The organism is Actinocatenispora rupis (assembly GCF_016861975.1).
Classification (GTDB): domain Bacteria; phylum Actinomycetota; class Actinomycetes; order Mycobacteriales; family Micromonosporaceae; genus Actinocatenispora; species Actinocatenispora rupis.
Genome location: NZ_BOMB01000007.1, coordinates 140,190 through 153,133, shown reverse-complemented (window position 1 = coordinate 153,133; position 12,944 = coordinate 140,190). Strand labels below are relative to the sequence as shown.

The window sequence follows — 12,944 nt, the reverse complement described above, 5'->3', positions numbered from 1 at the left end:
GGTGCAGTCCGCTGGCCGCGTCCGACGCAGCTCACCGGTTGGTACGGTCCTATAGAACCAAGCAGGTACTCGCCAGGCAAGACCTCTCTCCCAGAAAACTCCCGCCCGAACGCGGAACAACCCCCAGTCACGCGGGAATCAGGGCACCGCGCGACCGCCGCAACGCAGTACCGCCCGTGCGAGAATGGGCTAGACCAACCTCGTACATGATCGGCCGATACAACCGTGTGGTGGGGTGCCGGCGTGTGGACCCGGCGAGAGGGAGGTGCGGATGAGTCGATACGACGGGTTCCGCGAGTTCATGGGCGCGTACGGCGGGCAGCTGTCCCGCTTCGCGTACCTGCTGACCGGCAACCACCACGCGGCGGAGGACCTGCTGCAGACGTCGCTGACCAAGGTCGCGGCCCGCTGGCCCCGGATCTCCGGGTACGACCAGCCGGTGTCGTACGTGCGCCGGATCATGGTGCACGACCACATCTCCGGCTGGCGGTGGCGACGCCGCCGACCCGAGAACCCGGTGCCGGACGTACCGGAGGGGTCGGTGCCGGACGCGGCGGAGTCCACCGTGCGGCGCATCGTCGTCGTCCGGGCGCTCGGGCAGCTGTCGCCGCGCCAGCGGGCCGTCGTCGTCCTGCGGTTCTACCAGGACATGACCGAGACACAGGTCGCCGCCGAGCTGGGCGTTTCGGTCGGCACCGTCAAGAGCCAGACCCACCACGCACTCGCCAAGCTCCGCGCCGTCGCGCCGGAGCTCGCCGACCTGCTGCACAACGGCTCGGAGGTACAGGCATGAGCGACACGCTGAAGTCCCTGCTCGACGACGCCGCCAACGACGCCAAGCAGTACGACGTGACCGAGGCCGCCGTACGCGGGGCCCGCCGGCGCCGCGGCGCCCTCGTACTCGGACCCATCGCCGCGGTCGTCGCCGTCGCGCTCGTCGCGCTCGGCATCTGGCTGCCCGGCCGGCACACCGACCACTCGGCGCCACCCGCCCGGCCGCAGCAGGTCGGCGCGCGCGCCGGCGTCGACGTCGCCCTCGGCTGGTCCGTGTACACGACGAGCGGCGCCCGGCTGGCCGTACCCGCCGACATCAACGTGATCCACGCGACCCGCGACGGCGGCTGGATCGTGCTCGACCTCGACGGCGACCTCTGGCACCTCGACCGTACCGGCGCCCGGCACAAGCTCGCCAGCCACCAGGAACAGCTCGTCACCGACCCCTCCGGTACTCGGATCGCCTTCGGTGCCAAGCGAAGCCTGACCGTGGCTCGGTTGTCCGGGGACCGGCTGACCGACGTGCACACCACCCGGGTACCGAGCGGCCTCGTCGTACCGACGCTGATCCGTACCGACGGGGCGGTGGTCCTCGTCCGGTCCATGTCCACCACCGGCAGCCGGTACGACCTGTGGCGGCCGGACCACGGCGACTACCGACCCACCGCCGGCCACCCGCTGTACAGCGTGGACGGGCTCACCGCGGACGGCCGCACCCTGGTCGGCCGCACCGGATCCGCGGGATCGCAGTGCCTGACCCGGATCGACCCCGATCACGGGTTCACCACCGGCGGCTGCACGCGTACCGGGGCACTGCTCGGCGTGATCGTCTCGCCGACGGGCGTCGTCCTGGCCGCCGACACCACCGGCTACGTCACGTACCGACCGGTCGGCGACGGGTACCGGAAGGGTGGGCGGTGGACGCTCGCCACGCACGGCTGGATCCGGCCCGGCTACGCCGGTTGGGACGCGGCGACCTGGGCGAACGACCACACCGCGGTGATGTTCGCGCAGGTCAAGGGTGGCCCGATGCGACTGCTGCGACTGGACACCGACCGCCCCGGCGCGGTCACCGGCATCACGCTGCCAGGCAACGGCATCCCCGCACTCGCCGACCCGGTCACCGGCTGACGGGGGCCGGTCCCGGCGACGCGGGCCGTACTGTCCACTGTGGACTGTACGGCCCGCGCCCGGCTCAACCGAGCCGGGACAGCTCCTCGTCCGACAGCCGTACGGCACCGGCGGCCACGTTGTCCGCCAGGTGCCGCTCGTCCCCCGTACCCGGGATGGCCAGCACGTGCGGCCCCTGGTGCAGCGTCCAGGCCAGCCGCGCCTGGTGCGGCGTGATGCCGTGCGCCGCCGCGACCTCGCGTACCGGATCGGTGTGGTCGTCGAACGTGCCGGCCTCCCGCGCCGACCCGGCCAGCGCGAAGAACGGCACGAACGCCACCCCGCGCTCCCCGCACACCCGCAGCAGTTCGTCGTCCCGCCGCAGATCCACCGCGTACGAGTTCTGCACGCACACCACCGGGGCGATCGCCTGCGCCTCGTCCAGATGGTCCACCCGGACGTTCGACAGGCCCAGGTGCCGGATCAGCCCCTCGTCGCGCATCGCCGCCAGCGCACCGAACCGCTCCGCCACCGAGTCCCGTCCCGGCCGCCGTACGATCCGCAGGTTCACCAGGTCCAGGCGGTCCCGGCCCAGCAGCCGCAGGTTCTCCTCCACCTGCGCCCGCAGCTCCGCCGCCGTCGTCGCCTCGTAGAACTCCCCCGACTCCCGGATCGCCGGCCCCACCTTCGTCGCGACGACCACATCCTCCCGGTACGGCCCCAGCGCCGCCCGTACCAGCTCCGCCGCGTACCGCACCGGACCGGTGCCCACCCCCAACGTCCCGCCCGGCGACACGTAGAACGCCGCCGTGTCGATGTGGTCGACCCCCAACTCGACCGCCCGCCGCACCACCCCGATCGCCCGCTCCCGGTCCGGATCCGCCGTCAGGCGCATCGACCCGAACCCCATCCGCCGGACGACCCGGTCCCCCAACCGCCACGTACCCGCCGCATCCGCCGTGATCCCCATGCCCCGCAACCTATCCACGCCCCCGCCGTCCCGCACTCGCCCGCCCACCCGATACCCAAACCCCCCACCCCCTGCTACTTTTCTAGTACCGAAATCCCCCGGCCCCGCGCGCCCACCACCCCGCCGGCCGCCCCGCGCCACTCTCGCGTTGGTGTACCGAACCCCCACCCACATCGGGCGACCCGCCACAGAACCCTTGCCCCGCAACCCATCCAAGCCCCGTGAACGCGACGGGCGAAGCACAGCACAAGGATGCACAGCACCGTGCAGTCCGGCGGGCGAAGGACAGCACGGGGAAGCACAGCACCGCGAAGTCCGACGGGCGAAGCACAGCACGGGGAAGCACAGCACCGCGAAGTCCGACGGGCGAAGCACAGCACGCGAGAGAGCAGAACCGCCACCGGGGGTGCCGGGGGGCGAAGCCCCGCCGGCGCGGGGTCTGGGGGCCGCGCCCCCAGGGCGATGAAGGACGATGCCGGTCCGCGTACTCCGCGGACAGAGTCCACCCCATCGGACGTGCCCGGAGCGGGGCTCGAACCCGCACGCCTTGCGGCAGCCGCTTTTAAGGCGGCCGTGTCTGCCTGTTCCACCATCCGGGCGTGGCTTCACCGTATCCGTGGGCGGTGGGGGGCCGGCCGTAGCGACCCTGTGATGTTGGTGTCAGCCGAGTGCGGCGAGGGCGGTGGGGATCGTGCGGTGGAACGTGGGGTACGCGGTGATCATGGAGGCGAGCCGGTCGAGCGGGACCTCGGCGTGTACGGCGAGGGTGAGGGCGGCGAGGACTTCGCCGCCGCAGGGCCCGGCGGAGGTGGCGCCGACGAGTACGCCGCGGTCGTGGTCGGCGACGAGTTTGATGAGTCCGGCGTTGCCGGCTTTGTGGATCCAGCCGCGGGCGGAGGCGGCGAGGTCGGCGGTGCCGACGCGTACGTCGAGGCCGGCGGCGTGTGCCTGGGCTTCGGTGAGGCCGACGCCGCCGATCTCGGGGTCGGTGAACGTGACCCGCGGGACGGCGCGGTAGTCGGCGGTGAAGCCGCCTTCGCCGAGGATGTCACGTACGGCGATGTCCGCCTGGTACATGGCCATGTGGGTGTATCCGCCGTGTTCGGTGACGTCGCCGACGGCGTAGAGGCCGTCGGTGGCGCGCATGTGGTCGTCGACGGGGAGGAGCCGGCTGGCGGGGTCGAGGCCGGCGGCGCCGATGCCGAGCGCGTCGAGGGAGGTACGCCGGCCGGTGGCGACGAGCAGCCGGCCGCCGGTGAGTTCGCCGGCGGAGGTACGGGCGGTGAAGCCGCGCCAGTCGTACGTGACGTGCTCGACCTTGGCGCCGGCGCGTACCTCGACGCCGTCGTCGGACAGGGCCTGCGCGACGAGCGCGGACGACTCCGGTTCCTCGCCGGGCAGCAGCCGGTCGGCGGCCTCCAGCACGGTCACGCGTACTCCGAAGCGGGCGAAGATCTGGGCGAACTCGCAGCCGATCGGGCCGCCGCCGAGGATGAGCAGGGACGCGGGGAGTTCGGTGACCTCGACGGCCTGCCGGTTCGTCCAGTACGGGGTGTCGGCGAGGCCGGGGACGGGCGGTGCGGCGGGATCGGTACCGGCGCCGAGTACGACGGCGGTGCCGGCGTCGTAGACCCGTTCGCCGGAGCCGTCGGCGGGGGTGACGGCGACGCGTTTCGGCCCGACGAGCCGCCCGTCGCCGCGCACGAACCGGGCGCCCTTGCCGACGAGGCGGTCGACGGCGACCTGGTCGTTCCAGTTGTCGGTGGCCTCGGCGCGGATCCGGTGCGCGACCGGCGTCCAGTCGGGGCGTACGTCGGCGTGTCCGGCCATGCCGTCGACGCGCCGCGCCTCGGCGAGCAGATCCGCGGCCCGCACCATCATCTTCGTCGGTACGCACGCGTAGTAGGGGCACTCGCCGCCGACGAGACGCCGCTCGACGCCGACGACGGACAGTCCGGCCGCGGCGAGCCGCCCGGCGACCTCCTCCCCACCGACCCCGAGCCCGAGTACGACCACGTCCACGCGTTCCGCATCCGTCATGTCCCCAGACTGGCAGGTACGGGGCCGGTCCGCGGACGATCCGGCGCGTCGCGCGCCGTACCGGGCAGCGCAGTTTTTGCCGTGCGCTGACCGCTTCGCTCCGTGGCCGGAGCGGGGCGCGGTGTAGCTTGGAGCGCGTCGCCCGGATTCGCACGGGTTCGGGCAAACGGCTACGTACCCCCTGGTAGCGCGGCAGAGTAGCGGGGTATGTCTGGGGGTTTCACGCACCGGCCGGCTTTGGACGGGGTGCGTGCGTTCGCGGTGGCCGCCGTGCTCGTGTTCCACGGTGGGCTCACCTGGCTGCCCGGTGGCTTCTTCGGCGTCGACGCGTTCTTCGTCCTGTCCGGGTTCCTGATCACGTCGCTGCTGCTGACCGAGGTGGCCGGGACGGGCCGGATCCGGCTGCCGGCGTTCTGGGGGCGCCGCGCCCGAAGGCTGCTTCCCGCGCTGCTGCTGATGGTCGCCGTCGTCGTACCGGCGTCGCGGTGGCTGCTGCCGCCGGGCGACATGGCGCCGGTCCGCGGCGACGCGATCGCCGCCCTGCTGTACGTGGCGAACTGGCGGATGATCTTCCGCGGCAGCGACTACTTCGCGCAGACCGCCACGCCGTCGCCGTTGCAGCACACCTGGTCGCTCGGCATCGAGGAACAGTTCTACCTGGTGTGGCCGCTGGTCATGGTGGCGATCCTGATCGGCGTCACCCGCCGGCACGCCGATCCGCTGCGCCGCCGCTGGCTGCTGCTCGCCGCGTGCGCCGGCGGCGGCATCGTCTCCACCGTCCTCGCCGACGTGCTCTACCGCGCCACCGACTCCAGCCGCGCGTACTACGGCACCGACACCCGGGCGGTGGCGCTGCTCGTCGGCTGCGGCCTCGCCATCATCCTGTACCGCCGGCTGGCAGGTGGCCGGCACCGCGCCGACGAACGCCACCCCGTACTCGGGGCGCTGACCGTGCTCGCCGTCGCCGGCCTCGCCTGGGGCACCACGCACGCCACCGGCGCCACGAACTGGCAGTACCACCTGGGGTTCGCCGCGATCGCCGTCGCCGTCGCCGTGGTCATCGCGCACGCCGTGGTGTCCCCCGGCTCCCCCACCGCCTGGGTACTGTCGCGCCCGCCCGTCGTCGCGCTCGGCAAGATCTCGTACGGCGTGTACCTGTGGCACTGGCCGGTGTTCGTCCTGCTCACCGCCGAACGCGCCGGGTTCGGCGGGCTCGGCCTGTTCGCGCTGCGGTGCGCGGTGACGCTCGCGGTCTCGACCGCCTCGTACTTCCTGGTCGAGCTGCCGATCCGGCGCGGCCGGCTGTTCCACCGCGGCAGCCGCCTCGCCCCCGCCGGCGTACTCACCGGGATGGCCGCGGTCGCCGCGGTCACGCTGGTCGCCACCGCCAACACGGCACTGCCGACGGCGCCGGCGCAGGCCGCGCAGAACCGTGACGCCCGGCCCGTCGTCGTACGCAGCGCGTCGCCGGCACCGGTCGCCCCGGTACACCGGAAGGGTCGTAAACCGGGCACCGAGCCGCGGATCGACATCTTCGGCGACTCGGTGTCGTGGACGCTCGGCACCTACCTGCCGCCGCACCCGGGACTGACCGTCAACGTGCACTCGCTCGAAGGCTGCGGCATCGCCACCCTGCCCGACATCCTCGAACTCGGCAGCCCGCACACCAACTACCCCGGATGTACCAACTGGCCCAACCGCTGGCGCGGCGGCGTCACCGACGACCCGGACGTGTCGGTGATCCTGCTCGACCGGTGGGAACTCATGGACCGCCGGCTGGCCGGGAAGTACCAGCACGTCGGCCAGCCCGGGTACGACGCGTACCTGACGAAGCAGCTCGACCTGGCCGTCGGCATCGCCGGCTCGCACGGCGCGCGGGTCGTGCTGCTGACCGCGCCGTACACGCACCGGGCCGAGCAGCCCGACGGCTCGCTGTACCCGGAGGACCAGCCGGGCCGCGTCGACGCCTGGAACCGGCTGCTGCGGTCGGTCGCCGGGCAGAAGCACGCCACCGTGCTCGACCTCAACCACCTGGTCTGCCCGAACGGCCGCTTCACCTGGACCGTCGACGGCCTCCAGGTACGCAGCGACGGCCTGCACTTCACCCCGGCGGGCGTGCAGCAGGTCATCGCCCCGTGGCTGCTGCCGCAGCTCGCCGCCATCGCCAACGGCACCGGCAACTGACCGGTACCTGGCCAGCGGAGCGTCAGCGGGCGGCGCTCTCGAACCGGCGGCGCGGCTCGTGCAGCTCGCCGAGAGCGACGGTCTCCCGGCGCAGCACCAGGTTGAGCGTCCAGTCGGCGACCACCCGCACCTTGCGGTTCAGCGTCGGGATCTTGCTCATGTGGTACGTGCGGTGCATGAACCAGGCGGGCCAGCCGCGCACCTTGATCCCGTACACCTGGGCGACGCCCTTGTGCAGCCCCAGGCTCGCCACACTCCCCACGTACGCGTGGCGGTACTCGGTCGGCTCGCCGCCGCGGAGTACGGCGAGGATGTTCGCGGCGAGCCGGCGGCCCTGCCGTACGGCGTGCTGGGCGGTCGGGCCGCACAGCGCGCCCGGATCGGGGCTGGTCACGTCCGGCACGGCGGCGCTGTCGCCGGCCGCCCACACGTCCGGCAGCACCGCGCCGTCCGCGTCGACGACCTGCATCGTGGCCCGGCAGGTGAGCCGGCCCCGCTCGTCCAGCGGCAGGTCGGTGTCGCGCAGCATCGGGCTCGGCTTCAACCCGGCCGTCCACGCGATCGTGTCCGACTCGAACTCGCTGCCGTCGCTCAACACCACATGACCGTCCACACAGGACTTGAGCTGTACCGACAGCCGGACGTCGAGCCCGCGGGCGCGCAGCTCACGCACCGTGTACTCGGCCAGGTCCAGGTCGACCTCCGGCAGGATCCGGTTCGCCGCCTCGACCAGCACCCAGCGCATCTGCGACACCGACAGCTCCGGGTAGTACGCCACCGCGTCGCGGGCCATGTCCTCCAGCTCGGCCAGCGCCTCGACCCCCGCGTACCCCCCGCCGACGAAGACGAACGTGAGGGCGCGTTCGCGGACCGCCGGGTCGGTGGTCGCCGCGGCCACGTCGAGCCGGTCGATCACCCGGTTGCGCAGCCAGATCGCCTCGCCGATGCTCTGGAACCCGACCGCCTGCTCGGCCAGCCCCGGCACCGGCACCGTGCGGGTGATCCCGCCGGGCGCCACCACCAGCTGGTCGTACGTCAGCTCGCGGTCCGGGCCGATCAGCGGCTGCACCGTGACGCGGCGGCGGGCGTGCTCGATCCGGGTGACGGTGCCACCGATGATCCGGCAGCGCCGCAGCACCCGCCGCAGCGGGATCACCGCGTGCCGCGGCTCGATGCTGCCGGCCGCCGCCTCCGGCAGGAACGACTGGTACGTCATGTGCGAGTGCGGATCGACCACGGTGATCTCCGCCTCGCCGGGTCTGACCTTACGGGACAGGCGGAGCGCGAACTCCAGCCCGAGCTGCCCGCCGCCGACCACCAGAATCCGCTGCGCCATCGCCGCGCCTCCCGTACCACCGGGTCCGGTACCGCGATCGACGCTAGTCCGGATCGGGGCGACACGCCCGCCGATTGCCCGAGGTCTCCGTCACCGGCTCAGCGCCGGCGGTGCAGCAGGTACGCCACGGCCACGCCGACCGCGACCGCGGCGAGCAGGCCCAGCGCGGGCAGCGGCGCGCCGCCGTGACCCGTACCGGCGGGCGGCAGGAACAGGACGACGAGCACGGTGAGCACGACGGTGCCGAGCACCACCGACCCGGTACGCAGCAGCCAGCCGAACAGCACGCCCGGCCCGAGCCGGCCGTCGACGGGCAGGACGGCGGCGACCGCGCAGGCCGAGTGGTGCACGTACAGCAGGGCGGCGAGGGCCAGGACGCCGGCGGTGCCGTGCGCGTCGCCGGCCACCAGCGCGCCGAACACCCACAGGCCGGCGGCGAGCAGTTCGAGGACGGTCACCCACGGCGTGCCGGGCCGTACGGCGGGGATCAGCGCGACGGCCACCGCCACCACGTACGACCAGGGGTTGGTGCGCATCGGTCCGGCGAGCGCCAGCACCAGCGCGGCGATCCCGGCGAGCAGCGCGGTCAGCCGGAACAGCATCGGCCCCGGCGCGGTACGCCGGACCGCGGCGGCGCCGCGTCGCAGCAGGTCCTCGGTCCGGGGCGAGATCACCGCAGCACCGCCCGGGGCGCCGCGGCCATCCGGGTCACGTCCCGGAGCACCTCGTCCAGGCTGCCGGTACCGCGCCACGGCACCACCGGTACGCCGACCTCTCGCAGCCGGCCCACCAGGTTCTCCCGCTCCATCCGCCACACCCGGTACGCCAGGTCGGTCCACTCGCTCACCCGGTCCGGCCGTACGCCGTCGGGGAGGCAGTCGACGGCGAGCACGAACCGCCCGGCGCGGGCCATCGCGGCGAGGACCGTCGCGGAGTTGTCGTCCAGCAGCGGGGTCAGGAACAGCACCAGCGCGTTCGGCGGAAGCGTCCGGTGCGACAGCAGCCGGGAGGTCGGCGTCGCGCCCGCCGCCAGCACCCGCACGTCCAGCAGCCACTCCAACATCGTCAGGTACTGCCGGTGCCCGGTGGCGGGTCGCAGGAACCGCATCGCCGGCCCGTACTCCAGGGTCGAGACGCGGTCGCCGCGGTGCAGGTAGTGCTCGCCGATCGAGGCGGTGGCCCGGACGACCGTGTCCAGTACGCTCGGCTGCCCCGGCCGGGACCGCCCGGCCTCGTGCAGCACGTCGAGCACCAGCACCACCTCGGCGTCCCGTTCGGACAGGGTGGCGTTGACGTACAGCTCGCGGTTGCGCAGCGACACCCGCCAGTCCACCCGCCGCAGCCGGTCCCCCGGCTGGTACGGCCGGACGCCGGCCAGCTCGCCGCCCTCGCCCGGCCGGCGGGACCGGTGCGTACCGGCGATGCCCGCGGCCTTCGGCATCGCGTCCGCCGCGTCGAACGGGTACGACACCGGGTACACCCGCACCGGGTGGCCCGGCACCCGCACCGGACGGCTGCGCAGCAACCCGTCCGCCGCGTACGCCCGGACGTCGACCGGGCCGATCCGGTGCCGGCCCCAGCGCAGCGCCCGCCCACGCAGCAGCACGTCGGTACCGCCGTGCCCCGCCACGGTCGTCACGTACGTGCCGGTGCCGTGCGCGAACCGCAGCCACTCGCTGCGCCGGGTGCGGACGGTCACCGAGGTCAGCGGCGCCCGGTCCGGGTTGTCGACGGCGACCCGCCCGGTGATCGTGCCGCCCTCGCCGGCCACGTCGCCGTGCACCACCAGTTCGGCGGTCGGCAGCAGGCGGGGCCGCCGGGACAGGCCCCACGCCGTACCGAGGGCGAACGGGGTGGCCAGCACCACCAGGTCGACGCGGCCGAGTACGGCACCGGCGATCAGCAGTACCAACAGGACGCCGACCGCCCGGCGCAGCGCCCGCGTCGGCACCCAGTCGTACACCGGGGAGTCCTCGTCCGGGGCGCGCAGCACCGGCGCGCTGCCCGGCGTGGGCGGCCGCGGATTGTCCTGTGCGCGGGCGAACAGCCCGACGTCGCCGCTCAGCGCTGCCCCCCGGAACCGAAGCGGCGCACCGAATCCGCACCGTCCACAGTGGAACTCTGGTACGTGGGGCGGGCGCCGCTGGCGGGCGCCGGCGTCGCCGCGACCACCTGGTCGATCACGTGCGCCGGCTCGATCCGGCGCAGCCACACCTCCGGCTTGAGCGAGATCCGGTGCGTCAACGCCGGCGTCGCGAACGCCTTCACGTCCTCCGGTACGACGTAGTCCCGGTCGTTCAGGACGGCGCGGGCGCGGGCGCACAGCATCAGCGCCAGCGAACCGCGCGGCGAGGCGCCGACGAGTACCTGGGGGTGGTCGCGGGTGGCGGTGACCAGGTCGACGATGTAGCGCCCGATCGAGTCCTCCACCGCCACCGTCTCCAGCGTCGCCTGCATCGCCCGCAGCGTCGGCGCGTCCACCACCGGCTCGACCTCCGCCTCCTCGCGGCGGCGCGTCATCCGGTTGCGCAGCACGCCCCACTCGTCGTCGGCGCTCGGATAGCCGAACGACACGCGCAGCAGGAACCGGTCCAGCTGCGCCTCCGGCAGCGGATACGTCCCCTCGTACTCGATCGGGTTGGCCGTGGCGAGCACGTGGAACGGCGGCTCCAGCGGGTACGTGGTGCCCTCGACACTGACCTGCTTCTCCTGCATGGCCTCCAGCAGCGCGGCCTGCGTCTTCGGCGGCGTCCGGTTGATCTCGTCGGCGAGCAGCAGGTTCGTGAACACCGGCCCCGGGCGGAACTCGAAGTCCCCGGTGGACTGGTCGTACAGGAAGGAGCCGGTGACGTCGGCGGGCAGCAGGTCGGGCGTGAACTGCAACCGGCGGAAGCCCAGCCCGAGCGCCTGCGCGAAGGACCGCGCCGCGAGCGTCTTGCCCAGCCCCGGGAAGTCCTCCAGCAGCACGTGGCCACCGGCGAGGATGCCGGCCAGTACCAGCTCCAGCGCGTCCCGCTTGCCCACCACCACCGTGCCGACGGCGTCCAGCACCCGCCGCGCCAGCGCCCCGGTCTCCCCGACCGGCAGCGGCTCGGCCTCCGCCACGACCTGCTCCGCACTCACCAGGTACCTCCCGTCGTCGGCGCCGCGCACCGCGGATCCGTTGCGCCCCAAGCATCGTGGCCGTTCACTCGCGGAACAGCCGTTCCATCCGATCGACCGCGGCGGCGACCTCGGCCACCCGGGGCACCCGCGCCGTCTCGGTGGTCAGGAACGTCCACAGGTCACCGCCGGGCACGCCGCCCCCACCACCGAGCAGCTCGCGTACCCTCTCGACGCCGCCCGGACCGTCGCCCGCCAGGCCCACCCCGTACAGGTAGCGCAGCCGTTCGTCCACAATGGACGCGAGCCGCGGCCGTACGGTGCGGTCGAAGCTGACCGCGTCGTCGTGCGTCCACGCCAGCCGGTCCTCCCAGCGGCGCGCGCCCACGAACGGCCGGTCCGGCGTCTCGCTCGTCGGCGGCATCAGGTTGGGCGGCAACGGATCCGGCGGCCCCTGCACCGCCACCGCCACCCGGTACGCCAGGAACACCGCGAGGATCAGCGCGTCGGTCGTCCCGTACGGCACCGCGAGCCCCGCGTACGCGAGGACGCGCCAGGCCACGTCGCCGCCGATCGCCGCCAGCGCCAGCACGCCCACCAGCCACTGCCAGCTGACCCGCAGCGGCCGGTACGGCCGGAGCAGCCGGTCCCGCCGTCCCGGCGACATCATGTTCCCGTACGAGAAGCTCACGACGGCACCCCGGGACGCGGCGACAGCTCCGCGATCAACCGGTCCAGCGCGGTACGCGCGGCGTCCCGGTCGGCCTCGCCGACGGCGTGCGGCGCGTACCGCGCGCGGCGGTAGACGTCGGCCAGCTCGCTCAGCGCCCGCTCCGCCGGCCCGGTCAGCCGCGGACCGTCGGCGATCCCCCGCACCATCCGCGCCACCAGATCCCCCGGTACGTCGGACTCCCGCCGGTCCAGGCCGGCGGACCCGGCCACCGCCTCCAGCCGAAGCCAGCACGCGATCACCGCGGCCCGCGGGTCGTCGCCGTCGATCAGCTCGGCCAGGCCGCGCTCCATCGCCGCGCGTACCTCGTCGGCGGTCGGCGCGCCGGGCTCGTGCGGCTCCTCCGCCGGCTCCCGCCGGTCCCGCCGGCGGAACACCAGACCGTCCCGCAGCGCGAGCATCAGGTAGAGCATGACCGCGCCGTACACCAGCGCGATGACCACCACGAACGCGATGATCGGCACGTTCACGCCGGACGAGGTGGGATGCGCGCGGGGCGGCGGGATCGCGTTCGTCGGGAACGGGTCGGGCTGCACGGTCGGGACGATCTGGTGCGGTGCGGCGGTGCCGAGCCTCGGGCCGTTCGCGTTCGCCGCGACCGCGGCCACCGCGAGCAGCAGCACCACCACCGCGACCGGGACGTACCGGAGCAGGCGTCGACCCATGTCACCCCCGTGTCCGACCGGCCGACCGCCCGG

The 12,944-nt window shown here is 73.8% G+C and carries 11 protein-coding genes and 1 tRNA gene; 3 read left to right on the top strand and 9 right to left on the bottom strand.

The window, feature by feature from the left end; all coding sequences use genetic code 11:
* Window positions 1-271: 271 nt before the first annotated feature.
* Together Aru02nite_RS06290 and Aru02nite_RS06285 are read left to right on the top strand one after the other, a co-directional pair.
* Window positions 272-793, top strand: a complete 522-nt coding sequence (locus Aru02nite_RS06290; RefSeq protein ID WP_203655615.1) for a SigE family RNA polymerase sigma factor — start codon at window positions 272-274, stop codon at window positions 791-793.
* On the top strand, window positions 790-1,905 hold the full coding sequence (locus tag Aru02nite_RS06285; protein ID WP_203655614.1) for a hypothetical protein: 1,116 nt from the start codon (window positions 790-792) through the stop codon (window positions 1,903-1,905). The genes Aru02nite_RS06290 and Aru02nite_RS06285 overlap by 4 nt, the downstream gene beginning before the upstream one ends.
* A gap of 64 nt (window positions 1,906-1,969) precedes the next feature.
* Here the strand turns inward: Aru02nite_RS06285 and Aru02nite_RS06280 are convergent, their stop codons facing one another.
* The 3 genes from Aru02nite_RS06280 to Aru02nite_RS06270 all read right to left on the bottom strand — a co-directional run bounded on the left by Aru02nite_RS06280 (window position 1,970) and on the right by Aru02nite_RS06270 (window position 4,894).
* The gene (locus Aru02nite_RS06280; RefSeq protein ID WP_239076434.1) at window positions 1,970-2,854 is read right to left on the bottom strand and encodes an aldo/keto reductase; all 885 of its coding nucleotides are present in this window, start codon (window positions 2,852-2,854) and stop codon (window positions 1,970-1,972) included.
* 517 nt (window positions 2,855-3,371) lie between these two features.
* Window positions 3,372-3,453, bottom strand: a tRNA-Leu gene (locus Aru02nite_RS06275).
* A 61-nt stretch (window positions 3,454-3,514) separates the two neighbouring features.
* Window positions 3,515-4,894 carry a dihydrolipoyl dehydrogenase family protein gene (locus Aru02nite_RS06270; RefSeq protein WP_203655613.1) on the bottom strand — a complete coding sequence of 460 codons (1,380 nt, stop codon included), beginning with the start codon at window positions 4,892-4,894 and terminating at the stop codon, window positions 3,515-3,517.
* 207 nt (window positions 4,895-5,101) lie between these two features.
* Here Aru02nite_RS06270 and Aru02nite_RS06265 point away from each other — a divergent pair, with 207 nt between their 5' ends.
* A complete protein-coding gene (locus Aru02nite_RS06265) occupies window positions 5,102-7,078 on the top strand; it encodes an acyltransferase family protein (protein WP_203655612.1) in 1,977 nt (658 codons plus the stop codon).
* 22 nt (window positions 7,079-7,100) lie between these two features.
* Here the strand turns inward: Aru02nite_RS06265 and Aru02nite_RS06260 are convergent, their stop codons facing one another.
* From Aru02nite_RS06260 to Aru02nite_RS06235, 6 genes are all read right to left on the bottom strand, one after another.
* Window positions 7,101-8,414: an NAD(P)/FAD-dependent oxidoreductase gene (locus tag Aru02nite_RS06260; protein WP_203655611.1), complete on the bottom strand. Its 1,314-nt coding sequence runs from the start codon at window positions 8,412-8,414 to the stop codon at window positions 7,101-7,103.
* 98 nt (window positions 8,415-8,512) lie between these two features.
* Window positions 8,513-9,088 carry a hypothetical protein gene (locus Aru02nite_RS06255; RefSeq protein ID WP_203655610.1) on the bottom strand — a complete coding sequence of 192 codons (576 nt, stop codon included), beginning with the start codon at window positions 9,086-9,088 and terminating at the stop codon, window positions 8,513-8,515.
* The gene (locus tag Aru02nite_RS06250) at window positions 9,085-10,404 is read right to left on the bottom strand and encodes a DUF58 domain-containing protein (protein ID WP_373324851.1); all 1,320 of its coding nucleotides are present in this window, start codon (window positions 10,402-10,404) and stop codon (window positions 9,085-9,087) included. Before Aru02nite_RS06250 ends, Aru02nite_RS06255 begins: the two co-directional genes overlap by 4 nt.
* Before the next feature lie 71 nt (window positions 10,405-10,475).
* Window positions 10,476-11,519 carry an AAA family ATPase gene (locus Aru02nite_RS06245; RefSeq protein WP_203655743.1) on the bottom strand — a complete coding sequence of 348 codons (1,044 nt, stop codon included), beginning with the start codon at window positions 11,517-11,519 and terminating at the stop codon, window positions 10,476-10,478.
* 82 nt (window positions 11,520-11,601) lie between these two features.
* Complete coding sequence (locus Aru02nite_RS06240) at window positions 11,602-12,207, bottom strand: hypothetical protein (protein ID WP_203655608.1); 606 nt, start codon at window positions 12,205-12,207, stop codon at window positions 11,602-11,604.
* Window positions 12,204-12,911, bottom strand: coding sequence for a DUF4129 domain-containing protein (locus tag Aru02nite_RS06235; RefSeq protein WP_203655606.1), 708 nt, complete (start codon window positions 12,909-12,911; stop codon window positions 12,204-12,206). The genes Aru02nite_RS06240 and Aru02nite_RS06235 overlap by 4 nt, the downstream gene beginning before the upstream one ends.
* Between the last annotated feature and the right edge of the window lie 33 nt (window positions 12,912-12,944).